The organism is Phycicoccus sp. Soil803 (genome assembly GCF_001429685.1).
Classification (GTDB): domain Bacteria; phylum Actinomycetota; class Actinomycetes; order Actinomycetales; family Dermatophilaceae; genus Pedococcus.
On sequence record NZ_LMST01000001.1, the window covers coordinates 485,503 to 508,740 of the forward strand.

General features: G+C 70.7%; 25 protein-coding genes. 13 read left to right on the top strand and 12 right to left on the bottom strand.

Annotated features, from left to right (window positions below):
• The first annotated feature begins 174 nt into the window (after positions 1-174).
• The 5 genes from purS (at position 175) to ASG95_RS02270 (ending at position 4,542) form a co-directional block, all read left to right on the top strand.
• Positions 175-435 (top strand): phosphoribosylformylglycinamidine synthase subunit PurS, encoded by a 261-nt coding sequence (gene purS, locus ASG95_RS02250; protein WP_056922004.1) that lies wholly within the window; start codon positions 175-177, stop codon positions 433-435.
• Positions 432-1,103, top strand: coding sequence for a phosphoribosylformylglycinamidine synthase subunit PurQ (gene purQ / locus ASG95_RS02255; RefSeq protein ID WP_056922005.1), 672 nt, complete (start codon positions 432-434; stop codon positions 1,101-1,103). Before purS ends, purQ begins: the two co-directional genes overlap by 4 nt.
• Positions 1,100-3,415: a phosphoribosylformylglycinamidine synthase subunit PurL gene (gene purL, locus ASG95_RS02260; RefSeq protein ID WP_057376409.1), complete on the top strand. Its 2,316-nt coding sequence runs from the start codon at positions 1,100-1,102 to the stop codon at positions 3,413-3,415. Before purQ ends, purL begins: the two co-directional genes overlap by 4 nt.
• Before the next feature lie 260 nt (positions 3,416-3,675).
• Positions 3,676-4,038, top strand: coding sequence for a sterol carrier family protein (locus ASG95_RS02265; RefSeq protein ID WP_056922007.1), 363 nt, complete (start codon positions 3,676-3,678; stop codon positions 4,036-4,038).
• Between the two features lie 111 nt (positions 4,039-4,149).
• The gene (locus ASG95_RS02270) at positions 4,150-4,542 is read left to right on the top strand and encodes a VOC family protein (RefSeq protein WP_057376410.1); all 393 of its coding nucleotides are present in this window, start codon (positions 4,150-4,152) and stop codon (positions 4,540-4,542) included.
• Positions 4,543-4,555: 13 nt separating this feature from the next.
• On the opposite strand, the gene ASG95_RS02275 is transcribed toward ASG95_RS02270, so the two are convergent.
• The 3 genes from ASG95_RS02275 to ASG95_RS02285 form a co-directional block, all read right to left on the bottom strand.
• Positions 4,556-5,590 (bottom strand): Gfo/Idh/MocA family protein, encoded by a 1,035-nt coding sequence (locus ASG95_RS02275; RefSeq protein ID WP_057376411.1) that lies wholly within the window; start codon positions 5,588-5,590, stop codon positions 4,556-4,558.
• Positions 5,591-5,672: 82 nt separating this feature from the next.
• The gene (locus ASG95_RS02280; RefSeq protein ID WP_057376412.1) at positions 5,673-6,476 is read right to left on the bottom strand and encodes a spermidine synthase; all 804 of its coding nucleotides are present in this window, start codon (positions 6,474-6,476) and stop codon (positions 5,673-5,675) included.
• A gap of 18 nt (positions 6,477-6,494) precedes the next feature.
• Positions 6,495-7,541: a zinc-dependent alcohol dehydrogenase family protein gene (locus tag ASG95_RS02285; protein WP_057376413.1), complete on the bottom strand. Its 1,047-nt coding sequence runs from the start codon at positions 7,539-7,541 to the stop codon at positions 6,495-6,497.
• Between the two features lie 68 nt (positions 7,542-7,609).
• Between ASG95_RS02285 and ASG95_RS02290 the strand changes: the two genes are divergently transcribed.
• Entirely contained in the window at positions 7,610-8,473 is an 864-nt protein-coding gene (locus tag ASG95_RS02290; RefSeq protein ID WP_057378677.1) for an LLM class flavin-dependent oxidoreductase, read from the top strand.
• Between the two features lie 108 nt (positions 8,474-8,581).
• On the opposite strand, the gene ASG95_RS02295 is transcribed toward ASG95_RS02290, so the two are convergent.
• The 4 genes from ASG95_RS02295 to ASG95_RS02310 form a co-directional block, all read right to left on the bottom strand.
• The gene (locus ASG95_RS02295) at positions 8,582-9,364 is read right to left on the bottom strand and encodes an anti-sigma factor domain-containing protein (RefSeq protein ID WP_057376414.1); all 783 of its coding nucleotides are present in this window, start codon (positions 9,362-9,364) and stop codon (positions 8,582-8,584) included.
• Positions 9,361-9,957 (bottom strand): ECF RNA polymerase sigma factor SigK, encoded by a 597-nt coding sequence (gene sigK / locus ASG95_RS02300; RefSeq protein ID WP_235543255.1) that lies wholly within the window; start codon positions 9,955-9,957, stop codon positions 9,361-9,363. Before sigK ends, ASG95_RS02295 begins: the two co-directional genes overlap by 4 nt.
• 25 nt (positions 9,958-9,982) lie before the next feature.
• Positions 9,983-10,615 (bottom strand): fasciclin domain-containing protein, encoded by a 633-nt coding sequence (locus ASG95_RS02305; RefSeq protein WP_057376415.1) that lies wholly within the window; start codon positions 10,613-10,615, stop codon positions 9,983-9,985.
• A 188-nt stretch (positions 10,616-10,803) separates the two neighbouring features.
• A complete protein-coding gene (locus ASG95_RS02310) occupies positions 10,804-12,429 on the bottom strand; it encodes a molybdopterin-dependent oxidoreductase (RefSeq protein ID WP_057376416.1) in 1,626 nt (541 codons plus the stop codon).
• 80 nt (positions 12,430-12,509) lie between these two features.
• Here ASG95_RS02310 and ASG95_RS02315 point away from each other — a divergent pair, with 80 nt between their 5' ends.
• The 3 genes from ASG95_RS02315 (at position 12,510) to ASG95_RS02325 (ending at position 15,429) form a co-directional block, all read left to right on the top strand.
• Entirely contained in the window at positions 12,510-12,734 is a 225-nt protein-coding gene (locus ASG95_RS02315) for a hypothetical protein (protein ID WP_056922015.1), read from the top strand.
• Between the two features lie 63 nt (positions 12,735-12,797).
• Positions 12,798-14,342, top strand: coding sequence for an amidophosphoribosyltransferase (gene purF / locus ASG95_RS02320; RefSeq protein ID WP_057376417.1), 1,545 nt, complete (start codon positions 12,798-12,800; stop codon positions 14,340-14,342).
• 220 nt (positions 14,343-14,562) lie between these two features.
• Positions 14,563-15,429 (top strand): hypothetical protein, encoded by an 867-nt coding sequence (locus tag ASG95_RS02325; protein ID WP_057376418.1) that lies wholly within the window; start codon positions 14,563-14,565, stop codon positions 15,427-15,429.
• A gap of 66 nt (positions 15,430-15,495) precedes the next feature.
• On the opposite strand, the gene ASG95_RS02330 is transcribed toward ASG95_RS02325, so the two are convergent.
• Positions 15,496-16,368 (bottom strand): hypothetical protein, encoded by an 873-nt coding sequence (locus ASG95_RS02330; RefSeq protein WP_057376419.1) that lies wholly within the window; start codon positions 16,366-16,368, stop codon positions 15,496-15,498.
• Positions 16,369-16,464: 96 nt separating this feature from the next.
• Between ASG95_RS02330 and purM the strand changes: the two genes are divergently transcribed.
• The 4 genes from purM to ASG95_RS02350 all read left to right on the top strand — a co-directional run bounded on the left by purM (position 16,465) and on the right by ASG95_RS02350 (position 19,317).
• A complete protein-coding gene (gene purM, locus ASG95_RS02335) occupies positions 16,465-17,580 on the top strand; it encodes a phosphoribosylformylglycinamidine cyclo-ligase (protein WP_057376420.1) in 1,116 nt (371 codons plus the stop codon).
• A 69-nt stretch (positions 17,581-17,649) separates the two neighbouring features.
• On the top strand, positions 17,650-18,141 hold the full coding sequence (locus ASG95_RS02340; protein ID WP_057376421.1) for a hypothetical protein: 492 nt from the start codon (positions 17,650-17,652) through the stop codon (positions 18,139-18,141).
• A gap of 157 nt (positions 18,142-18,298) precedes the next feature.
• Positions 18,299-18,808: a hypothetical protein gene (locus ASG95_RS02345; RefSeq protein WP_057376422.1), complete on the top strand. Its 510-nt coding sequence runs from the start codon at positions 18,299-18,301 to the stop codon at positions 18,806-18,808.
• Between the two features lie 8 nt (positions 18,809-18,816).
• Positions 18,817-19,317, top strand: a complete 501-nt coding sequence (locus ASG95_RS02350; RefSeq protein ID WP_057376423.1) for a hypothetical protein — start codon at positions 18,817-18,819, stop codon at positions 19,315-19,317.
• Here the strand turns inward: ASG95_RS02350 and ASG95_RS02355 are convergent.
• From ASG95_RS02355 to ASG95_RS02370, 4 genes are all read right to left on the bottom strand, one after another.
• A complete protein-coding gene (locus ASG95_RS02355; protein WP_057376424.1) occupies positions 19,314-19,856 on the bottom strand; it encodes a cysteine hydrolase family protein in 543 nt (180 codons plus the stop codon). The genes ASG95_RS02350 and ASG95_RS02355 overlap by 4 nt on opposite strands.
• Positions 19,853-21,343: a cytosine permease gene (locus tag ASG95_RS02360; RefSeq protein WP_057376425.1), complete on the bottom strand. Its 1,491-nt coding sequence runs from the start codon at positions 21,341-21,343 to the stop codon at positions 19,853-19,855. The genes ASG95_RS02355 and ASG95_RS02360 overlap by 4 nt, the downstream gene beginning before the upstream one ends.
• A 155-nt stretch (positions 21,344-21,498) precedes the next feature.
• Positions 21,499-21,696 (bottom strand): DUF3073 domain-containing protein, encoded by a 198-nt coding sequence (locus tag ASG95_RS02365; RefSeq protein ID WP_056922025.1) that lies wholly within the window; start codon positions 21,694-21,696, stop codon positions 21,499-21,501.
• Between the two features lie 221 nt (positions 21,697-21,917).
• Positions 21,918-23,045, bottom strand: coding sequence for a Glu/Leu/Phe/Val dehydrogenase dimerization domain-containing protein (locus ASG95_RS02370; RefSeq protein ID WP_235543257.1), 1,128 nt, complete (start codon positions 23,043-23,045; stop codon positions 21,918-21,920).
• Between the last annotated feature and the right edge of the window lie 193 nt (positions 23,046-23,238).

The window sequence follows — 23,238 nt, forward strand, 5'->3', positions numbered from 1 at the left end:
GTCGAGCCCCCCGGGTGGTCGACCCGGTGCGGTGACCGGTCCGAGGGGGTTTCGCTCGAGTTCAGCCTCGTCCGTCCGGGAGGTGACCGCGCGGCATACCCACCGCCCGGGCGCGGATAGACTGCGCGTGCTCCCTTCCCCGCACCACCCCGCTGCAACCCAGGAGACACCCGAATGGGCCACGTCGTCATCGACGTCATGTTGAAGCCAGAGATCCTCGACCCCCAGGGGCAGGCCGTGAACGGGGCTCTTCCCCGGCTCGGCTTCGAGCAGTTCACCGACGTGAGGCAGGGCAAGCGCTTCGTCCTCACGGTCGACGGCGAGGTGACCGACGAGCACCTCGCAGCGGCGGCTGAGGCGGCCGAGAAGCTGCTCTCCAACCCCGTCATCGAGGACGTCGTGAGCGTCCGGGCATCCGAGGACCCCGACCAGTGAAGGTCGGGGTCGTCACCTTTCCGGGCTCGCTCGACGACCGTGATGCGGCTCGCGCCGTGCGCGCCGTCGGCGCCGAGGCGGTCACGCTGTGGCACGGCGACGCCGACCTCAAGGGCGTCGACGCGGTCATCCTTCCCGGAGGCTTCTCCTACGGCGACTACCTGCGCTGCGGTGCGATCGCCCGCTTCGCCCCCGTCATGGACGCGCTGATCCCCGCCGCCCAGGGTGGCCTGCCGGTGATCGGGATCTGCAACGGGTTCCAGGTGCTCTGCGAGTCGCACCTTCTCCCGGGCGCGTTGATCCGCAACGACCACCGCAAGTTCAACTGCGTCGACCAGCGCCTGGTCGTCGAGAACGCCGCCACCGCCTGGACCTCCGACTTCGAGGCCGGCCAGGAGATCACCATCGTCCTCAAGAACGGCGAGGGTGGCTTCGTGGCCGACGAGCGCACGCTCGACGAGCTCGAGGGCGAGGGTCGGGTGGTCTTCCGGTATGCCGGTGACAACCCCAACGGTTCATACCGCGCCATCGCGGGCATCACCAACGACCGCGGCAACATCGTGGGCCTGATGCCCCACCCCGAGCACGCCATCGAGGAGGGCTACGGCCCATCGACGGACGGGCTCCCGTTCTTCACCTCCGTCCTGAAGGCACTGGCCACCGCATGACCGCGCACCCCACGACCGCCCAGGTCGACAAGCCCGTCCTCGACACGGTCGCCCACGCGGCGCAGACCCCCGACGTCGACCAGCCGTGGGTCGAGCTCGGGCTCAAGGCCGACGAGTACGCCAACATCCGCGAGATCGTCGGTCGGCGGCCGACCAGCGCCGAGCTGGCGATGTACTCGGTGATGTGGTCGGAGCACTGCTCCTACAAGTCCTCCAAGGTGCACTTCTCCCTCTGGGGCGAGAACACCACCGACGAGATGCGCGAGAAGCTCCTCGTCGGCATCGGCGAGAACGCCGGCGTCGTCGACATCGGCGATGGCTGGGCGGTGACCTTCAAGGTCGAGTCGCACAACCACCCGTCCTACGTCGAGCCCTACCAGGGCGCCGCCACGGGGGTCGGCGGCATCATCCGCGACATCATGTCCATGGGTGCCCGCCCGATCGCGATCATGGACCCGCTGCGGTTCGGCAACCTCAACCACCCCGACACGCAGCGCGTGCTCCCTGGCGTGGTCGCGGGTGTCGGTGGCTACGGCAACTGCATCGGCCTGCCGAACATCGGTGGCGAGGTCGTCTTCGACGACTGCTACCAGGGCAACCCGCTCGTCAACGCGCTCTGCATCGGCGCCATGCGCATCGAGGACATCCACCTCGCCAAGGCCTCCGGGGTCGGCAACAAGGTGATCCTGTTCGGCGCCAAGACCGGTGGCGACGGCATCGGTGGCGTCTCCGTGCTGGCGTCCGAGACGTTCGACGAGGGTGGCCCGACCAAGCGCCCCGCGGTGCAGGTCGGCGACCCCTTCGCGGAGAAGGTGCTCATCGAGTGCTGCCTCGACCTGTATGCCGCGCACGTGGTCGACGGGATCCAGGACCTCGGCGGTGCGGGCCTGTCCTGCGCCACCAGTGAGCTGGCGTCCAACGGTGACGGCGGCATGCAGATCGAGCTCGACCGCGTCCCCCTGCGCGACGCCTCGCTGCGACCTGAGGAGATCCTCATGTCGGAGAGCCAGGAACGCATGATGGCCGTCGTCGAGCCCGGCAAGCTCGACGAGTTCATGGCGATCACCGACCGCTGGGACGTCGAGGCCACTGTGCTCGGTGAGGTGACGGACGGGGACCACCTCGTCATCACCTGGCACGGCGAGGTCATCGTCGACGTCCCGCCGCGGTCGGTTGCCCACGAGGGCCCGACCTACCACCGCCCACTGGAGCGGCCGGCATACCTCGATGCGTTGCAGGACAACGGCACTGACACGCTCGGACGTCCCGTGGACGGCCTCGGGCTCAAGTCCGACCTGCTCACCCTGCTCGCCTCCCCGAACCTGTGCGACAAGTCGTGGGTCACCGACCAGTACGACCGCTACGTGCTCGGCAACACGGCGCTCGCCATGCCCGACGACGCGGGTGTGGTCCGCGTCGACGAGGAGACCGGTCGCGGTGTGGCGGTGTCGACCGACTGCAACGGTCGGTTCGCCAAGCTCGACCCCTACGCCGGGGCGCAGCTCGCGCTGGCCGAGTCCTACCGCAACGTCGCCACGGCCGGGGCGACCCCGCTGGCGGTGACCGACTGCCTCAACTTCGGTTCGCCGGAGGACCCGGGCGTGATGTGGCAGTTCCGCGAGGCGGTCAAGGGCATCGCCGAGGGCTGCAAGACCCTGGGCATCCCCGTCACCGGCGGCAACGTCAGCTTCTACAACCAGACCGGCGATGTCGCGATCCACCCGACTCCGGTCATCGGCGTGCTGGGGGTCATGGACGACGTCGCCCGGCGCACCCCCTCGGGGTGGAAGACGCCCGGACAGGTCATCTACCTGCTCGGCACCACCAGCAACGAGCTGGCCGGTGGCGAGTGGGCGCACGTGGTGCACGGTCACCTCGGCGGCCTTCCGCCGGTCGTGGACCTGGGCGCGGAGCAGCTGCTCGGCGAGATCCTCGTCAACGCCAGCCGCGACGGCCTCGTCGACGCGGCCCACGACCTGTCCGACGGTGGTCTGGCGATCGGGCTGGCGGAGGCGACCATGCGCTACGGCACCGGCGCCCGGATCTGGCTCGACGCGGTGTGCGAGCGCGACGGCATCGACGCGTTCACCGCCCTCTTCAGCGAGTCCACCGCGCGCGTCGTCGTGTCGGTGCCCCGCTCGGAGGAAGTGCGGTTCACCGACATGTGCACCGCGCGCGGCCAGGTCCACGCCCGGATCGGGGTGGTGGACGACGAGACCGACGGCCTCGACGTCCAGGGCCAGTTCACGGTCTCGCTCGACGAGCTGCGGACGGCGCACACCGCGACCATGCGGGACGTCTTCGGCGGCTGACAGCCGCTCCGGTTCGAGGTGGTCCACGACCGGATTCCGGTCGTGGACCACCTCGAACCGGGGACAGTGCCGGAACATGCGAGCGGCCCGGTCGCGCATCCCCCGCGCGCCCGGGCCGTTCGTCCCCTGTGTGTCCCCGCCTTGAACAGTACGTCGGGGCTCCGACACCCGCCATGGGTAGAAGTACCCATTCTCGTAAGCCGAACAGCTCACAGTGCCGCGGGTCATCGAGTGTGGGTGGGCCGTGCGACGATGCCGGTATGCCGCCGCGCCGCCGAGTTCCCGTCGCCGCCGGACGTGCCGCGGTGTCGGTCTGGCGGGCCAACGGGTCGGAAACCGACCGGGCTGACCTGGCCACCGCCGTGCGCTACACGCTGGAGGAGCTCTCCGTCGTCGCGCCGGGGCGCAGCGTCGAGGTGCGCGTCCCGCCGTTCGGGGCGGTCCAGTGCATCACCGGCACGACCCACACGCGCGGCACGCCCCCGAACGTCGTCGAGACCGACGCCCAGACCTGGCTCGCGGTGGCCACCGGCGCGCTGACCTGGGACGGTGCCTGGGAGTCCGGCACGCTCCGGGTGAGCGGCCACCGGGCCGACCTCGCGGCATACCTCCCCCTCGCCTGACCCGCGCCCGCACCCCCGCCCGCCTCCCGCGCCCGCACCCCACCCGGCACGGATCGACGCCGGGTCGTGCGACGATCAGCCGCAGCCGAACACTCCGAGAAGGGTCGACCCATGCAGATGAAGCTCGAGCTGGTCCCGCTGCCCGTCGCCGACGTCGAGCGGTCCATCGCGTTCTACGAGGGCACGTTGGGCTTCACGAAGGACGTCGACGTGCAGCCCGCCGATGGCATCCGGGTCGTCCAGCTCACGGCCGAGGGGTCGGGCTGCTCGATCGGCTTCGGGACGGGGCTCGAGGTCTACCAGGGTGAGCCGGGCAGCATCCGAGGTCTGCACCTGGTCGTCGAGGACATCGAGGCGGCCCGGGCCGAGCTGGTCGCGCGCGGGGTCGAAGTCAGCGAGGTCCACGACTTCGGGGGTGGGGTCAAGGGCGCGGAGTTCGCCGACCCCGACGGCAACTCGTTCGAGCTGCAGGAGATGGCCTGGCGTCGAGGCGACACCTTCTAGGTGCTCGCGGCGCCTACTCGCCGGGGAAGCGGACGCCGATCTGGGCACGGACGTCATCGAGTGCGTCCATGATCGTGAGCGTCTCGGCCCAAGGCAGGAGTGGTGACTCGCTCGCCCCGGCGCTGACCTGACGGGCCGCCTCCGCAGCCTCGAAGTGCAGCCCGTGCTGGGTGTCCGCGTTGGTGAACCGGTCGAGCTCGGTCCCGTCGTTCCCGACCAGGCGGACGACGGCCTTCGGGGCGTAGAAGTCGCCGTCGATCTCCAGGCGGGCCTCGGTACCGCACACGGCTGCCGTCGTGGGCGTCTTCGTCAGCATCGTCGTGCCGAGCACGCCCATGGCCCCGCGACTGCTGGTGACCCCGATCGAGGCCTGCGAGTCGACGCCCTTGTCGGTGCGTCGACCACTGGCGGTCACGTCGACGAAGTCGCCGAGCACGAAGTGGGCGAACGACACGGGGTAGATCCCGAGGTCGAGCATCGCGCCGCCGGCGAGCGAGGGCTCGGACAGCCGTGCGGGTCCGTTGGGGTAGAGGCGCTGCCCGTGGTCGGCGTGCACGGTGTGGACCTCGCCGAGGAGACCGTCCTCGAGACACCGACGTACGACGTCGATGTGCGGGAGGAACCGGGTCCACATCGCTTCCATGGCGAAAACGCCAGCAGCAGAGGCGGATTCGAAGATCTCGCGGGCCTCGGTGGCGTTGCGGGCGAAGGCCTTCTCGACGAGCACCGGCTTGCCAGCAGCTGTCGCGAGCATCGCCTGGGCGCGGTGCTCGGAGTGCGGGGACGCAACGTAGACCACGTCGACGTCCGGGTCGGCGACCAGCTCGTCATAGGCCCCGTATGCCGCCGTGACCCCGAACTCGTCGGCGAAGGCCTGGGCGCGCGGCAGGCTCCGGGACGCGACGGCCTGGAGCTGCTGCCCGGATGCCGCGCGCAGGGCGGTGGCGAACGAGTGGGCGATACCGCCGGGCGCCAGGATCCCCCAGCGCAGGGCCGGAGCGTCGTGTGGGTCCGGGGTGCGAGGCGTGGGCAGCGTCAGCGAGGGCATCGGCCCATCATCGGCGCTCGGAGCGGGATGCGCACCGGCCGTCCCATCAGGTGACAGCCGAGCGGCACTGCTCTCGGGTCGGTCAGCGGATCCGCCACTCGCCGGGCGCGGTCGGCGGCCGGGGCGAGGGCGCCGCGTCGGTGTCGGAGAACGGCCGCCCTGAGCCCAGCGCCCGCGCCAGGGCGCCCCCCTCCAAGACCGTGCTGGGAAAGGCGCCCCGCGCCACGCTGCGGATGATCGAGCCCAGCAAGAGCGGCTGTCGCGACCCGACCAGCACGAGGTTGCCGAACCGCCGTCGCTTCCAGATGTCGACCTGCGCGATGGCGGCGGTGTGGGGGAGGTGCTGGGCCAGACCGGCCAGCACCCGCGCCGCGTGCCGGTGGTCCGGCTCGTCGGCCACGTTCATGGCCAGCACCCCACCCGGTCGCAGCACCCGAGCCGCCTCGGCGAACCACTCGGAGCTGGTGAGGTCGGCTGGCACCTGGCTCTCGGCATACGCGTCGACGACGATGGCGTCAGCGCTCGCGTCCTTGAGGGCCGTGACGCCCTCGCGCCCCGGTTGGGGACGCACGCGGATCCGGTGGCCCCGGGGGAGGGGCAGCTCCTTGCGCACCTGCTCGGTGAGCGGGGCGTCGGGCTCGAGGACGATCTGTGGCGAGCCCGGCCGGGTCGTCTGCACGTAGCGGGGCAGCGTCATCGCGGCACCGCCGACGTGGGTCACCGCGACCGGCCCGTCAGGGAGGGAGTCGAGGACGGCACCGAGGTGCTGGACGTAGCCGAAGACCAGCAGCTCGGGGTCGTCGAGGCTCACGTAGGACTGCGGATAGCCGTCGACGAGCACCGTGCTACCGCCGTGCTCGTCGACCTCGATCCGGAAGTCCTGCACCGTGTCGGTCCTCCGCCGTCAGGGCCGGACGAGCGACTTGATGGCCCGGCGCTCGTCCATCGCCGCGTAGCCCTCGGCCACCTCGGACAACGGCACCTCGAGGTCGAACACCAGCCCCGGGTTGATCGCCCCGGACAGCACGTCGTCGCGCAGCTGCGGCAGGTACTGACGGGCCGGCGCGATGCCGCCGGCGATGCCGACGTTGCGCACGAACAGGTCCCGCACCGGGTACTCGATCCCGTGCGGCACGCCGACATACCCCACGGTCGCGCCGGGCCGGGCGGCCGCGATGGCCGTGGACATCGACTCGTTGGTGCCGACGCACTCGAGCACCGCGTCCACGCCCACACCGTCGGTGAGCTCCTTCACGGCGGTGACGGCGTCGTCGCCGCGCGCCTCGACGATGTCGGTGGCCCCGAACTCTCGGGCGATCCGCTGGCGTGGCTCGTGCCGCGACATGGCGATGATCCGGTCGGCCCCCATGCGCTGTGCGGCCAGCACGCCGCTGAGCCCGACGGCCCCATCGCCGACGACCACGACCGTGTCACCCTCCTGGACCCGGGCGGCGACCGCAGCGTGCCAGCCGGTGCCCATGACGTCCGACAGGCTGAGCAGGCTCGGGACGAGGCTGTCGTCCGGCACCTCCCGCGTCGAGACGAGCGTGCCGTCGGCCAGCGGCACGCGCACGTACTCGCCCTGCCCGCCATCCACCATGGCGCCGTCCCGGTCGTTGCCGCCCCAGAACCCGCCCGCCGAGCACCGCGACTGGATGCCCACCCGGCAGTGCGGGCAGGTGTTGTCGGAGTACATGAAGGGCGCCACCACGAAGTCACCCGGGCGCAGGCCGCGCACCTCCGCGCCGACCTCCTCGACGATCCCCACGAACTCGTGCCCGATCCGCGTCGGCTCGGTCACGTCGTTGATGCCGCGGTACGGCCACAGGTCGCTGCCACAGACGCAGGCGGCAGTCACCCGCACGAGGGCGTCCGTCGGCTTGACGATGGTCGGGTCCGGCACGTCTTCGACCCGGATGTCGCGGGGGGCGTTGAGGATGGTGGCCTTCATGCCCCCCAGCCTCCCACGCAGGCAGGAGGGGTATGCCGCGTGGTGACCACGCGGCATACGCTCGCCGCATGCGCTTTGGTATCACCATCCTCCCCGAACACCACTGGACCGAGGCCGCCCCGCTGTGGCGGCGGGCGGAGGAGTACGGCTTCGACCACGCGTGGACCTACGACCACCTGGTGTGGGCGGGCCTGCCCGACTCGCCGTGGTTCGGGGCGCTGCCCACGCTGACGGCGGCGGCGACGGTCACCTCGACGATCAAGCTCGGCACCTTCGTCAGCTCGCCCAACTACCGCCACCCGTATGTCTTCCTGCGGGATCTCCTTGCGCTGGAAGACATCTCGGGTGGTCGCCTCCTGTGTGGTCTGGGGACGGGCGGTGACCTCGACTCGCGGATCCTGGGCGAGGAGCAGACCGTCAAGGAGCGGGTGGACCGGTTCCACGAGTTCGTCGAGGTGCTCGACCGGCTGTTCCGCGAGGACCACGTCGACCATGCCGGGGCGCACTACCGCACGGTCGACGCCCGCACGCTCCCCGGGTCCGTGCAGCAGCCCCGGGTGCCCTTCGTGGTCGCCGCCAACGGGCCGCGGTCACTACGGCTGGCGGCCAGGCTCGGCCAGGGCTGGGTGACCTATGGCAAGGGCGGCGACACCCTCGACGAGTGGTGGAGCGGGATCGCGGAGCTGTCGGCCCGGCTCGACGCCACGGAGGCGGATGCCGGACGGGCCGAGCCGCTGGACCGCTACCTCTCGCTCGACGGGGCGCCGCGCTTCTCGCTCGAGAGCGCGGGGCTCTTCGTCGAGCTGGTGGGACGGGCCCGCGAGCTCGGGTTCACCGACGTCGTGACGCACTGGCCCAGGGCCGAGGGCGTGTATGCCGGCAGCGAGGCGGTGCTGAACGAGGTCGCCGGCCTCCTGCCGTCCCTGCGGTAGGCGCGCCCCCACGCACTTCTGGCCACCCAGCTCGCACCTGAGGGGCCGGATGGCCCTGCGGTGCGGCACGAGTGGCCAGAAGTCGGGTGGGGTCAGGTGACGCTGCTGCTACGTGAAGCTGAACAGCGCCACCGGTGCGGTCGTCGGTGCGGGAGAGCCACCAGCCGGCTCCAGGGTGATCCCCGCGCCGGTCGCCGTCGCAGCGTCGCCCTCGAGCAGGACGGTCACCGTGTCGGCCGCCCCGTGGGGCATCACCCCGGCGCTGACCATGCCCCGGTTGGGCTGGTCGAGCCAGAGCTGGAAGTCCTTGCCGTCGGGCGCCGACGGCATGTGGTCGGCGATGATGACCGCCTTGCCCAGCGAGGCGCTGCGCACGATGGTCGCCTTGGCGCCACCGATGACCTTCTCGTAGCGCTGGGCGTCGCTGGCCGCGAGCACCTGCTCGGTGACGGTGCCACCCGTGCCGTCGTCCCACGGGCTCCAGCTGATGCCACCGACGAGCAGGACCGCGGCGGCGGCTGCGGCTGCGAGCCACGCGGTGACCCGACGGCGGGGGCGGAGCTGGACGACGTCGGACCCAGTCCGGGTCGGCGCGTCAGCCGTGGGCGAGGAACCGCCAACGGGCCCAGAGGCGACTGGGCCACCGGACTGCGCCTCGAGAGGGGGGAGGGGCCGGACCTGGCGGATGCCGGCCAGCACGGAGTCACGCATCGACGAGGGTGGCGCGGTCTCGCTCATCAGGGACAGGTGGCTCGCTGCCTCTTGGAGACTGGCGACCTCCGCCTGGCACTCGGGGCACTCGGCGAGGTGCAGCTCGAAGGCGATGCGCTCCTGCTCGTCGATGGCGTCGACTGCATAGGCACCGACCAGTCCGTGGATGTCTGCACTCATGATTGCACCCCCATGCTGTCTCTCAGGCGGATGAGTCCGTCGCGTATTCGGGTCTTGGCGGTGCCGAGCGGCACCCCCAAGAGGGAGGCCACCTCCGTGTGCGTGTAGCCACCGAGGTAGGCAAGCTCGACCGCGCTGCGCTGGGTCTCGGTGAGCGAGTCCAGGGCACTGCGTACTCGTTGGGCGTCCAGGCGACGTTCGACCGTCTCGGCCGTCTCGTCGTAGGTGCGTTCCTGGTTCCGTGAGCCGTAGGTGTCCTCGCGGTCGGTGGACGCCTGCGCGGACCGCACCCGGTCGACCGCCTTGCGGTGCGCGATGGTGAGCATCCAGCTCACCGCGCTGCCCCGCGCGGGGTCGAACCGGGCGCTGGTGCGCCAGATGTCCAGCAAGGCTTCCTGCGCGACCTCCTGTGACTGCGCCGGATCCCGCACGACTCGGAGCACCAACCCGTAGATCCGGGCGGCCACCGCGTCGTACAGCTGGGCGAAGGCGTTCTCGTCACCCTGGGCGCTGGCTCGGAGGAGGCCGGCAAGGTCGGTGCCCACGGCAGCACCACCCCAGGAGGGTTGAGGACCTGAGGGGGTTGCTGCCATGGGCACCATCATCGCTGATTCAGTCTCAGCCGGGGAGCAGGACGCCGTCGATGATGTAGACCGTGGCGTTCGCGGTCTGCACGCTGCCACAGATCACGTTGGCCTCGCCGACCTTGAACGACTCACCGGAGCCGGTCACCTTGATGGTGCCGCCGCCGAGGGTCTTGTGCTCGCCGGCAAGCATCTCCGGGGTGAGCTTGCCGGGGACCACGTGGTTCGTGAGCACCTTGGTCAGCAGACCCTTGGGGTCCTTCATCGCGGCGTCCATGGTGGCCTTCGGCACGGCGGCGAAGGCATCGTTGCTCGGGGCGAAGACGGTGATGTCCTTGGCCGAGTTCAGCGTCTCGCCGAGACCGGCCTCGGTCACCGCGGTGACCAGGGTCGACAGGACCGGGTTGTTGCTGGCGGCGGTGGCGACCGGGTCGGTGGCCATGCCGGAGAACGAGCCCTTGCCGTCCGCGGGGACCGCGGAGCAGCCGGCGCCGAACGGCTTTGCGGTCATGTCCTCGGTGGTGGAGGAGGACGAGCTCGAGGACGAGCTGGGCGCGGACGAGGTGGGCGAGGCTGCGGTGTCGGAACCGGAGTTCCCACAGGCGGCCAGGCCGAGCGGAAGGGCGAGGGCGAAGGCTGCAATGGTGCTGCGGCGTGCGAGACGCATGATGGTGGCTCCTTGGTGTGGACTCTCTGACACCCGGTATTCGGACCTGCCCAGAGGGTGGATTGGGCCGTTTCGAATCTTTTTCTGCCAGTTGGGAATTCGTGTCCTAGCGGCATGCGGCCTCCACGAGCTCACGGCCCGACCGGGAGCTGCGGTCGGGCCGTGCGCAGGGGTTGGGGGCTCCCGGGTCAGGAGATGAGGACGACGATCGAGTGCCAACCGGAGGCGCCACCGGGGAACGGGTCGGCCCGCTGCTCGGTCTGGAACGCACCGGTGCCGTCCTTCGCGCGGACCGTCAGGTCGTGCCGGCCGGGCGTGGCGTCCCACACCCAGAACCACTGACGCCAGTAGTCGGTCCCGCCGTCGGGGCCGAGGGTGGCCTTCTGCCAGGGACCGTCGTCGACCCGGACCTCGACCTCGGTGATGCCGCGGCGCTGGGCCCAGGCCACGCCGCCGACCGCGATCCTGCCGGCGGGCTGGGTCGCGAGACCTGCGGGCGTGTCGATCCGCGCCTGGGTCTTGACGGTGCCGTCGGTCAACCAGTCGCGCTTGGTCCAGTAAGCCTGCTCCGCGGCATACGTCGTCGCGGTCAGCCTGGTCAGCCACTTGGTGGCGCCCACGAAGCCGTAGAGACCCGGCGTCACCAGGCGCGCCGGGAACCCGTGCCGCGCAGGGAGGGGCGCACCGTCCATCGCCACGGCGATGATCGCGTCGCGGTCGTCGGTCAGCGCCTCGACCGGGGTCGAGATGGTCATGCCGTCGGTGGACTCGCTGAGGATCTGGTCGACGCCGTCCTGGATGCCGGCGTGCTCCAGCAGGTCGCGCACCCGCACGCCGAGCCAGCGCGCGGAGGAGATGTAGGGGCCGCCGACCTCGTTGCTGACGCAGTTGAGGGTGATGTCCTTCTCGATCATGGGCATCGTGAGCAGCTGGTCGAAGGTGATCGTGAGCTTGTTGTCGACCTTGCCGTCGATCTCGAGCTTCCAGTCCGCGACGTTGATCCGCGGGATCACCAAGGCCGTGTCGACCCGGTAGAACTCCTCGATCGGCGTGCGGAACTGGGTGATGCCCTTGACCTTGCCCTCGAGTCCGGTGGGGAGCGCCTCGAGGGTGTTCTGCGGCTTGGGCAGGGCGATCGAGGCCGGGTCGGTGGCTGGAACGGCGAGGTTCTGGCCCAGGGCACCCAGCGCCGCGGCGCCGACCGTGACCCCTGCGGCGCCGAGGAGGAAGTTGCGTCGGGCCGGTGCCCCGGCCGACCCCTTCGCGTATGCCGTGTGGTCCAGCGGCGACTCGGGCTTGGAGTCCCCCTTGCTGGGCGCAGTCGAGCTGGACGACCTGCTCACGGCGCCGGCGGTGGGCAGGTTCGGGATCAGGGTCCGCAGGCCGGTGATGGTGAGGACGCCGACGATGGCCGTCGCGAACGCGGGCACGATGTCGAAGGGCGCCGACGCGGGGCGGAACCACGCGGCCAGGCCGGCCAGCGAGGCCAGCCCGACGACGAGGATGTTGGCCAGGCTCGGCCTGGTCCTGGAGACCAGCCCGATCGCCGCGGCGGCGATGACGACCACGAGGGTGACGCTGCCCAGCAGGATCGGCTTGTCGGCGGTGCCGAAGTTCTGGACCGCCCACTCCTTGACGGGCGTTGGCGTCGCGTCGATGACGGTCGAGCCCACAGCGAGCACGGGGGACGCAGCAGGGTTCACGAACGCCGCCACGAGGTGACCCACCGCCATACCGGCCGCAGCCGCGAGCACGCCGCCGACGGCATACCTGGCGCGCTGGCTGTTGGTGCCGGGTGGTGAGTGGTGTTCCATACCTGCTATTCGTACTCGCACGCCTGGCGGATGGGGTGCCCGACCCCATTACGGGATGGTGACGCGGGTAGCGTGAGCACGTGCCTCCCACCCGCCGCTACCCGAACTTCGTCGCCTTCATCGCGACCGGAGCCATCCTCGGCTTCGTGGTCGGGTCGGCGCTGGCGTACTTCCGGGACGACGAGACGACCTACGGCCACGACTACAGCGTGACCAGCGCCGTGCTCTTCCTCGGGGTGGCAGGCGCGGCCCTGTTCGCGCTGCTGGCGGCCGTCCTGGCCGTGCTGCTCGACCGACGCACCTGATCACCGTGCGGCGCGCCCGGACAGGGGGACGTGGCCGCCGGGGACTGTGGGAGACTGGGGCACGTGGCACGCGGCGACGGACAGCTCTCGCATGATCTGCTTCCCGGCGAGAAGGGCCCGCAGGACGCCTGCGGGGTCTTCGGTGTCTGGGCCCCCGGCGAGGATGTCGCCAAGCTGACCTACTACGGCCTGTACGCCCTGCAGCACCGCGGACAGGAGTCGGCCGGCATCGCGACCTCCGACGGTCGCTCGATCCTGGTCTACAAGGACATGGGGCTGGTGTCCCAGGTCTTCGACGAGCGCTCGCTGGCTTCGCTGCGCGGACACCTGGCCGTCGGGCACTGCCGCTACTCGACCACCGGTGGCTCCACCTGGGAGAACGCCCAGCCCACGCTCGGCGGACATGCCGAGTCGACGGTCGCGCTGGCCCACAACGGCAACCTGATCAACTCCGCGGAGCTGCGCGAGATGGTCCAGGAACGTCGTGCGGAGGGCTACGGAGCCGACGGCGGCGAGCTCGGTCGCGGCAACACCACCGACACCGCGCTGGTCACGGCACTGCTGGCCGACGACCCCGACCGCTCGCTGGAGGCAGCGGCGCTCGACCTGCTGCCCAAGCTCCGCGGCGCCTTCTGCTTCGTCTTCATGGACGAGCACACCCTGTATGCCGCCCGCGACCCCCAGGGGATCCGCCCGCTGGTGCTCGGTCGCCTCGAGCGGGGCTGGGTGGTGGCCTCCGAGACGGCCGCGCTCGACATCGTCGGCGCGTCGCTGATCCGCGAGGTCGAGCCGGGCGAGCTGATCATCATCGACGAGGACGGCCTGCGCTCCCAGCGGTTCGCCGAGACCGACCGCAAGGGCTGCGTCTTCGAGTACGTCTACCTGGCGCGACCGGACACCACGATCAACGGGCGTGGGGTGCACGAGTCGAGGGTCGAGATGGGTCGCGCCCTGGCCCGTGAGCACCCCGTCGAGGCCGACCTCGTGATGCCGACACCCGAGTCGGGCACCCCGGCCGCGATCGGCTACGCACAGGAGTCCGGCATCCCCTACGGCCAGGGCCTGGTCAAGAACTCCTACGTGGGGCGCACCTTCATCGCCCCGTCGCAGACCATCCGCCAGCTCGGCATCCGGCTCAAGCTCAACCCGCTGCGCGAGGTCATCAAGGGCAAGCGCCTCGTCGTGGTCGACGACTCCATCGTGCGCGGCAACACCCAGCGCGCCCTCGTCAGGATGCTGCGCGAAGCCGGGGCCGCCGAGGTCCACGTGCGCATCTCGTCCCCGCCCGTGCGGTGGCCCTGCTTCTACGGCATCGACTTCGCCACCCGTGCCGAGCTGATCGCCACGGGCATCGGGGTCGAGGAGGTGTGCACGTCGATCGGCGCCGACTCCCTGGGTTACATCTCCGAGGCGGGCATGGTCGCGGCGACCGAGCAGCCCGGCGACTCCCTGTGCACCGCGTGCTTCACCGGCACGTACCCGCTGGAGCTGCCCGACGCGAGCCGGCTGGGCAAGAACCTCTTCGAGACGCTGCCCATCGACGTCGACGTGGAGGGCGTGTCCCTCGGCGTCAGCGGCGGCGCCGAGGACGCCCTCACCCGCCCCTGACGTCCCCTCCCCTCCCCTCTTCCCCCGGTTCCCCTCTTCCCCCCGGTTCGATGTAAAAACGCCGGTGATCTCCGGCGTGTTTACATCGAACCGGCGAGGGTGTGGACAAGTCGGCGGCTGGGTCGAGCGGCTTCGCCAAGATCGGGCGATGGGTTGGGGAGGGCGCCGACAAGCACGGACCGACTTCGACGGACTCAGACGGTCGGCCAGGGACGGGGTGATGTCCCGGGCGGAGCTGCGGGCCCACGGCTGGGATCGCGACGCGGTCGCCCGTCAGGTCGTGGCACGGCGATGGGCACCTCATGGTCGCCAGACGATTGCCCTGCACACGTCCATCCTCGGCCCCGAGGCTCGTCGGTGGCGGGCACTCTGGGAGGTCGGCATCCGCGTCGCGGTGCTCGACGGTGTGACTGCGCTGCAGGCGGCAGGGCTGTCGGGATTCCACGATGATCGGGTCCACGTGTCCGTGCGGCACAACGCCCACGTGCCACAGGTGGACGACCTCGTCCTGCACAAGGTGGTCCGACGGATCGACGGTGAGCTCGCCGCCGGGGGGATCCCGCGCACCACCCCCGCAGTGGCAGCGGTGCGAGCCGCCCACTGGGCTGTCAGCAACCGTCAGGCGGCGCTGGCGCTGGTGATGCCGGTGCAGCAACGACTCGTCACCGGTCACCAGCTCGTCGCGGCAGCCAAGGCTGTCCGCGGACGGACCCGCCGTGCCTTCATCTCCGCCGTGGCCAAGGACATCGCCAACGGAGCGGAGAGCCTCGGGGAGCTGGACTTTGCCGCGCTGTGCCGCGCACGTGGCCTCCCCGAACCCACCCGACAGGCGGTCCGGACGGTGGGGGTGATGCGCGCCTACCTCGACGTGTTCTGGGAGGACGTTGGGCTGGTCGTCGAGATCGACGGTTCGCAGCACCAGTGGGGAGTCGCTCCGACCGACGACCATTTCCGCCAGAACGCCCTCGTGATCAGCGGCGATCGGGTCCTACGGATGACGCTGATGGGTCTGCGCCTGGCTCCGGACCGGTTCATGGACCAGGTCTGCGCCGCGCATGCAGCGTTGGGGCACCGCAGAGCCAGCTGATTCGATGTAAACCCGCCGGTGAATCCCGGCGGGTTTACATCGAAGCGGGAGGAGGGCGAGGATCCCTCAGGCGCCGGCGACGGGGGCGTCCTCGCGCCTGGGCTCGCGCCACAGCTCGAGGGTCTGGGTCAGCCAGAACGTCCCGAACTGGGCGATCAGTGCGGCCTCGAGCCAGAACACCCAGTGGTCGAGCCAGCCCAGCCACGGCCCGGTGATCGCGATGACGGCGATCGAGACGACCATCAGCACGAACCCCCAGAAGTAGCGGTTCCAGAAGTGGGCCCGCACCGGCCGGCCGTCCTCGTTGGCCTGCTTGCGGGCCAGGCCGCGAGCGCTGACGAACACGACCGCCACGATCGCGACGAACAGCAGGATCGCAGCGGTGTTGTGGCCGTGGCACATGAAGGCGCCCCGGTTGAAGGCGTAGAACCCGGCCAGGCCCAGGAACGCCACGACCGAGAACGCCAGCGCGGCCCCGGCCCCCTTGGAGAGGGCCTTCTCCGAGGCCGGTGTGGCGAACACCTGGATCCCCATCACGATGACGAACGCGCCCACGGCGATGGCCATCAGGGCCGTGACGTTGTTGCTGATCGCGTCGCGCACGTCCTGGGGGATCGCGCTCGCCACGCACTTGTCCTCGGGCCGGGTCGGCACGAACCCCACGATGAACGCGAAGAACCCCGACCCGTTGAGGAGCACGTCCTCCACGTCGGTGTTGCCCTGGTAGACGATCAGGCAGGTCCCGATCGCGCAGAGGCTCGAGACGAAGACGGCGCGCACCGGTGTGTAGTACGAGGCGCTGATCGACTGGAGCATCTGGCCACTGGCCGAGTTGATGTACATCGTCACCGAGACGAAGAGCAGCAGCACCAGGAGCACCATGGCCAGCCGCAGGTACCGGTAGGTGCGCAGGAGGTCGAACTGGTAGCTCGTGGACATGGCTGATCCCCTCGTGAGAACGGTCCCTGCACCACTGAAGAGGAGGGTCCCACGGCCGCGTCTGATACGTCTGCCCGAGCGCACTAGGCTGGGCGGGTGAGCGAGCCGATCACCTATGCCTCCGCCGGTGTCGACGTCGAGGCCGGTGACAAGGCAGTCGAGCTGATGAAGGCGTCCGTCCGCCGGGCCACCCGTCCCGAGGTGCTCGGCGGCTTGGGTGGTTTCGCCGGCATGTTCGACGCCTCGGCGATCGCCCGGATGACCCACCCGGTGCTGGCCACCAGCACCGACGGCGTGGGCACCAAGGTCGCCATCGCCCAGGCGCTCGACCGGCACGACACCATCGGCTTCGACCTCGTCGGCATGGTCGTCGACGACATCGTCGTGTGCGGCGCCGAGCCCCTGTTCATGACCGACTACATCGCCACGGGCAAGGTCGTCCCCGAGCGGATCGCCGCCATCGTCACCGGCATCGCCGCTGCGTGCGAGCAGGCGCGGGTCGCCCTGGTGGGCGGCGAGACCGCCGAGCACCCCGGTCTGCTCGAGCCCGACGAGTACGACGTGGCCGGTGCCGCGACCGGCGTCGTGGAGTATGCCGATGTGCTGGGTCCCGATCGCGTGGTGCCCGGCGACGTGGTGCTGGCGCTCGGCTCCAGCGGGCTCCACTCGAACGGGTATTCGTTGGTGCGCAAGGTGATCGGCTCCGCGGGCTGGCAGCTCGACCGCCATGTCGACGACTTCGGGCAGAGCCTCGGCGAGGAGCTGCTGACCCCGACGCGGGTCTACTCCGCCGACCTGCTCGACCTCATCCGCACCGACGGGATCAACGTCCACGCGCTGTCCCACGTGACTGGCGGAGGGCTGGTCGCGAACCTCGCGCGGGTCCTCCCGCCCACCGTCTTCGCCCGGCTCGACCGCTCCACCTGGACCCCACCGGCGGTCTTCTCGACGATCGGCTCGCTCGGCCAGGTCCCGCGCGCCGACCTCGAGCGCACCCTCAACATGGGGGTCGGCTTCGTCGCGATGCTCCCGGCCGACCAGGTCGACGCGGCCACGCGCGAGCTTGAAGCACGCGGCATACCGGCGTGGACGCTCGGCGAGGTGACCGCAGCCGAGGACGCCGTCGTCGACGACGCCCACGAGGTGGTCCGCGGCGCCAAGGGCGTCGAGGGCGGCGCCGTCCAGCTCGTCGGGGACCACCCGGCCGGCTGACGAACGGGTCCCTCCCGGCCGGCTCACGAACGGGTTCCGTTCGGCGTCACGCGGGGCTACCGTCAGCCTGTGTGGGCTCCTGACGACGAGGACCAGACGGTGCGCCAGTACCGCTTCCTCCTGCGCACCGCCCCCCTCGACGCGCTCGAGGCGGGGCACGTCGAGGCCCTGGAGCCGATGTGGCGCTCGCGTCGTTCGGTCGTGCTGCGCGCCGTCCAGGAGGGCCTGGTCGCCGGCGCGCGCCTCGACCCCGACGACGTGCGGCGGCTCGCCCACCTGGTCGTGCTCGGTGAGCGCCGCCGGCCGGGTGACTTCCTGGCTGCCTGTCCGCGCGCGGTGCTGACCCCGCTGGCCGGGGCAGTCATCCTGAGCGAGGCGATGTTCGGCCGGTTCGGTGGGTATGCCGCGTGGGACGGCGCCGAGCCCGACCTCATGGACGAGACGGAGTGGGCCGACGGCGGCTTCGGCGAGCACTGGCACGACGTGCTGACGAGTCACGTCAGCTACAAGACCGCGACCGGGGGCCCGAGCTCGCCGGACGCGGCGTTCGGAGGCGTCTGACGCCTGATGTCCCGTCCGGCCCGATCCGCACCGGTTTGCCCCTGTTCGGGTTGTCCACTCTGCACCGTTACGCCGCCCACGCCTCATCCGTCTGCAGGAGTCCGAGAATGCATTCTGGGTGAGCCGATCCAGGCCGGTGCTGCCTACCGTCGGACTCGTGGGAATCTTCAAGCGTCGCGCGCCTGCCGAGCCGGTCGGTCCGGTGGAGCGTCCGCAGGTGCGCCAGTACCGCTACCTGCTCGGCACCGCTGACCTGGATGCGCTGGTGGGCGTCCACCGCGAGGCGCTCGCCTCGCTCGACGTCCTCATCCGCGCGCACATCCTCCGGACCAGCCAGGACCGCACCCTCAACGGCCGCGAGCTCACCGTCGACGACATCGCCGGCCTCGCCGAGCTGCTCTGCACGGCGGAGGTGCAGGCCCCCGGCATCATCGCGGGTGCGCTGACGGAGGCCGCCCTCGAGCGCCTGGCCCACCGGGTGACCACCCATCCGGACGCCGAGCCCCTGCTCGAGGGATACGGCGGCTGGGACGGTGCCGACCCCGAGCCGCGCCTGCCCACCCGCGCCCACACTGCTCCGGTCGTGCGCCAGGCCACCAGCTCGATGATCGTCGTCGCGCCCCAGACCGCGTCGATCGGGGCCCCACGGAGCCTCGCCAGCCCTTAGCATCAGGCATGGGGACACAGGCGCACCACCCGGAGGACCAGACCGTCAGGCAGTACCGCTTCCTCTTGCGGACCGCGCCACTGGACGCCCTCCAGGCCGCCCACCACGAGGCGCTCGACCACCTCGACGACAGCCAGTGCGCGCTGGTCCTGGCCGCCGTCCGCGACGGACTCGTCGCCGGACAGCGGTTGGCTCCGGGCGACACCGGCGCGATCGCGCGGCTCGTCAGCATCGGTGAGCGTCGCGACCCCAGGGCCTTCCTCGACGCGTGCGACCCGACCGTCCTGCACGCGCTCGCCGACGCCGTCAACCAGGCCGAGGCGGCCTTCGGCCTCTTCAGCGGGTATGCCGCGTGGGACGGTTCCGACCCGGGGCCGCGGGAGTCGGGCGTCGACCACGGCGGCGACGGCGCACACGAGGCGAACGGGGTACAGGTGAACACAGCCCGCGAGCTGGCGCGGATCCACGCGGCCCAGACCGGTGTCGGTGCTGGCGGCCTGGGCTTCTAGCCGAGCACCTCGTCGGTGGTCGCCAGCGTGACGAGCGGCGCGTAGAGCGACATCACGTCCAACGCCTTCTGGTGGTTGTCGTCGGTGGACCCGGCGCAGGCGTCGGTCACGACCGTGATCGACGCGCCCGCGTCGGCGGCGGCCAGGACCGTGGAGATCACACAGCAGTCGGTCGCCACCCCCGCGACCACGAGCGAAGGCTGCTCGCCGACCACCCGGCGCAGGTCGTCGGTCCACTTCCCGAACGTCGTGGCAACCACGGTGCGGGTGGCCAGGGGAGCGATGTCGTCGGTCAGCTCGTAGAGCCGACTGTCGGCGGGCTCGAGTGCCCACGGGAACTCTTCGTAGTACGGCACCCACGCCCCGGTCGGCGTGGCCGGGGCCACGAACCGGGTGAACACCGCCCGCTCGCCGAAGGCGGGGGCGAGGCGCGCGACGTTGGCCGCGGCCGCGGCATACCGGGGAGCACGCCAGGCGCTGGCCGGGTCACCGAAGACGCGTTGCAGGTCGATCGCCACGAGCCACCGGCGATCGGTCACGTGCCGGCCTCCTGACGACGGACGGTGCGGCGACGCAGGACCAGGGTGACCAGGAACGAGAGGACCAGGGCGAGGAGGACCCCGAGGTTGGCGTAGGGCCAGTTGCCCTCCCAGTAGGGACCGGCCGGGTCGTCGACGAACTTGCCCAGCCCGAGGGGCTCGAGCAGGTAGCCCTGCCAGTTGTTCCACGACGCGTCCCCGGCGAAGCTGTTGACCACCAGGCCCCAGCCGAGCACGGTCGCGACGACCATGGTGCCGATCGAGGTCCAGTCCCAGGAGCCGTAGCGGCCGCGCACGTCGAACAGGGCGTCGTCGTCGTAGTCGCGCTTGCGCAGCACGAGGTCGGAGATCATGATCCCGGCCCACGCCGCGAGCGGGACGCCGAGCGTGATGAGGAACGACTGGAACGGGTTGATGAAGCTCTCGGCGAAGAACACCACCCAGATCGTGCCCACCGTGAGGATGACCCCGTCGATGAAGGCCGCCCGCGGTCGCGGGATCCGCACACCGAGGGACAGCAGGGTCAGGCCCGACGAGTAGATGCCGAGCACCGCGCCGCTCACGAGGGCGAGGATCGCGGCCACGAGGAAGGGCAGCAGGAACCAGGTCGGCAGGATCGTGGCGAGCGTGCCGATCGGGTCGGCCTGGATGCCGTCGCGCAGCTTCTGGTCGGAACCGGCCAGCAGGAGCCCGTAGATGACCAGGACCGTGGGGGCGAGCGCCCCACCGAAGGTGTTCCAGGCGACGATGGAGGCGCCCGAGGCGTCGCGTCGCTGGTAGCGCGACCAGTCGGCGGCGATGTTGATCCAGCCGAGGCCGAACCCGGTCATGACCAGGACCAGGGCGCCGATGACGGCCCCGGTGGAGCCGCTCGGCAGGGCGTTGACGGCGGACAGGTCCACGTCATCGATGGTCAGCGCGATGTAGACGATCGTCGCGATGCCGGTGATCCACGTGAGGTACGACTGCATCTTCATGATGATGTGGTAGCCGGCCACCGAGGCCGCCACGATGAGCGTGGCCACGACGACGCACGCCACGACCTTGGTGCCCGTGCCGCCGCCCCAGCCGAGCTGCTTGAAGATCGTCGCGGTGGCCAGCGTGGCCAGGATGGCGAGGAAGGTCTCCCACCCGATCGAGGTCAGCCAGGAGATCACGCCGGGCACCTTCTGCCCGGTCACGCCGAAGGCCGAGCGCGACAGGATCATGGTCGGTGCCGAGCCACGCTTGCCGGCGATCGCGATCAGCCCGCACAGCAGGAAAGACACGACGACACCCACGACGGTGACCAGCACGGCCTGCCAGAACGAGATCTGGAAACCCAGCACGAAGCCGGCGTAGCTGATCCCGAAGACCGAGACGTTGGCCGCGAACCACGGCCAGAAGAGGTCCTTCGGACGGGCGGTGCGGGCGGCCTCGTCGATGATCTCGATGCCAGTCGTCTCCACGCCCAGGCGCTGCGTCTCAGCGCGCGTGTCTGTGCTCATGACGCGAGCGTAGCTCTCAGGACACGCACCGACCGAGGCGCCACGGCACCATCACCTGAAGGGCACAGCGACATCGCCGCACGCCGCAGCGCGACGGAGGTGACACACGAGCCCGAAGGCCCGCGCATGAGGTGGTGGTCAGTCAGGTCGTCAGGTCATCGCTGACCCGAGGCCCACTTTCCGTACTCGTCGTACTCGTCCTCGCCCACGGAGCTGTCGGAAACAGGTTCCGGCTCCGCGTAGGAGGACCCGTGCAGTTCTCGCTCAAGTGCCGTCAGGTCGGTGTTGGGAGAGAAGTACTTCAGCTCCCGAGCAACCTTGGTCTGCTTGGCTTTAGCCCGGCCGCGCCCCATGGCGTGACCCCCTCATGCGTCTGCCGGGACGGCATCACCTAGTCGAGTCACCTGTTCGGTGCCTCGGCTCCGCGGAGCGGTCCCGGGAATCGTGTATATGTCGTGGGGTCAACGCTACATGAGCGGCGCAAGTTCTGTGGCGAGACCCACGTCTCACCTCGTCGAAAACACCCGTTTCGGCTCGGGCTGACCCGCGGAACGGCAGGTCTGGCCCCCGGCGCTCAGCGCGCGGGCAGCCAGATGCCGGCCGCCTGCTTGGCCGCCATCCGCTCCTCGGCGATGTGGTCGGCGGCCGCGGCGGGGGTGATCCCCCGCTCGTCGGCCGTCCGGAGCACCTCGAGGGTGTGGTCGAAGATCGCCGTGGCGCCCTTCTTGGCGCGCTCGAAGTCGAAGCCGTGCAGCTCGTCGCTGACCTGGATCACGCCACCGGCGTTGACGAGGAAGTCGGGGGCGTAGGTGATGCCGCGCTCGCGGAGGCGGTCGGCGGTCCCACCGTCGCCCTCCCTGACGAGCTGGTTGTTGGCCCCGCCGCAGACCACGGTGGCGCGCAGGGTCTCGACGGTCGTGTCGTCGAGGGCGCCGCCCAGCGCGCAGGGCGCGTACACGTCGATGTCGGAGGTGACCAGGGTGGCCGTGTCGGCGACCACCTCGATCTCGGGGTGCTGGGCCTTGAGCGCGGCGAGCGCCTGCTCGTTGACGTCGGTCACCATGACGTGCGCGCCGTCCTCGAGGAGGTGGCCGGCGAGGATGCGCCCGACCTTGCCCACCCCGGCGATGCCCACGGTGCGGCCCTTGAGGGTGGGCTCGCCCCACAGGTGCTGTGCGGCGGCACGCTGGCCCTGGAAGACGCCGAAGGCGGTCAGCACCGACGAGTCGCCGGCTCCGCCGTTGGCCTCGGACCGGCCGGTGGCGAACCGGGTGGTCTCGCTGACCACGTCCATGTCGGCCACGTAGGTGCCCACGTCGCAGGCGGTGACGTAGCGGCCACCGAGGGACTCGACGAAGCGGCCGTAGGCGCGCAGGAGGTCGGGGGTCTTGTCCGTGGCCGGGTCGCCGATGATGACGGCCTTGCCGCCGCCGAGGTCGAGGCCGGCCACGGCGTTCTTGTAGGCCATGCCCTTGGAGAGGCGCAGCACGTCGGCCAGGGCCGCGTCCTCGCTCTCGTAGGGGTAGAACCGCGTGCCGCCCAGGGCCGGCCCGAGTGCCGTGGAGTAGATGCTGATGATGGCCCGCAGCCCGGTCTGCCGGTCGTGGCAGAAGACGACCTGCTCGTGCGCGGAGGTGTCCGTGGGGGACGGGGCGGGTGGGGCCGTGGTCAGGCTGGGGAGGGGCGACGAGGACGCGGTCACGGTGGTGACTCCTTGAGCTCGGTGAGGCGCAGGGGCGGGGTGTCGGCGCGGATCGCGCGCCAGGTCCAGCGTAGGCCCCATGATTGGGCCCCAGCCCCTCGGATTGCGCCCCGGGCCGGTCACAGGGTGGTCCTGTGACTAGTCCCAACGGGCCATATCGGATGACCCGGTTGGAATGTTCCCAAAGCGTCCT

Excerpts from the sequence above, each read along its gene's own strand:
- ASG95_RS02295 (WP_057376414.1), bottom strand. The coding sequence starts at position 9,364 with ATGAGTGCAGACATCCACGGACTGGTCGGTGCCTATGCAGTCGACGCC.
- purL (WP_057376409.1), top strand. The coding sequence starts at position 1,100 with ATGACCGCGCACCCCACGACCGCCCAGGTCGACAAGCCCGTCCTCGAC.
- purS (WP_056922004.1), top strand. The coding sequence starts at position 175 with ATGGGCCACGTCGTCATCGACGTCATGTTGAAGCCAGAGATCCTCGAC.
- ASG95_RS02270 (WP_057376410.1), top strand. The coding sequence starts at position 4,150 with ATGCAGATGAAGCTCGAGCTGGTCCCGCTGCCCGTCGCCGACGTCGAG.
- ASG95_RS02265 (WP_056922007.1), top strand. The coding sequence starts at position 3,676 with ATGCCGCCGCGCCGCCGAGTTCCCGTCGCCGCCGGACGTGCCGCGGTG.
- ASG95_RS02350 (WP_057376423.1), top strand. The coding sequence starts at position 18,817 with ATGGGGACACAGGCGCACCACCCGGAGGACCAGACCGTCAGGCAGTAC.
- ASG95_RS02285 (WP_057376413.1), bottom strand. The coding sequence starts at position 7,541 with ATGAAGGCCACCATCCTCAACGCCCCCCGCGACATCCGGGTCGAAGAC.
- ASG95_RS02290 (WP_057378677.1), top strand. The coding sequence starts at position 7,610 with ATGCGCTTTGGTATCACCATCCTCCCCGAACACCACTGGACCGAGGCC.
- ASG95_RS02325 (WP_057376418.1), top strand. The coding sequence starts at position 14,563 with ATGTCCCGGGCGGAGCTGCGGGCCCACGGCTGGGATCGCGACGCGGTC.
- ASG95_RS02305 (WP_057376415.1), bottom strand. The coding sequence starts at position 10,615 with ATGCGTCTCGCACGCCGCAGCACCATTGCAGCCTTCGCCCTCGCCCTT.
- ASG95_RS02275 (WP_057376411.1), bottom strand. The coding sequence starts at position 5,590 with ATGCCCTCGCTGACGCTGCCCACGCCTCGCACCCCGGACCCACACGAC.
- ASG95_RS02310 (WP_057376416.1), bottom strand. The coding sequence starts at position 12,429 with ATGGAACACCACTCACCACCCGGCACCAACAGCCAGCGCGCCAGGTAT.
- ASG95_RS02330 (WP_057376419.1), bottom strand. The coding sequence starts at position 16,368 with ATGTCCACGAGCTACCAGTTCGACCTCCTGCGCACCTACCGGTACCTG.
- ASG95_RS02365 (WP_056922025.1), bottom strand. The coding sequence starts at position 21,696 with ATGGGGCGCGGCCGGGCTAAAGCCAAGCAGACCAAGGTTGCTCGGGAG.
- sigK (WP_235543255.1), bottom strand. The coding sequence starts at position 9,957 with ATGGCAGCAACCCCCTCAGGTCCTCAACCCTCCTGGGGTGGTGCTGCC.
- ASG95_RS02360 (WP_057376425.1), bottom strand. The coding sequence starts at position 21,343 with ATGAGCACAGACACGCGCGCTGAGACGCAGCGCCTGGGCGTGGAGACG.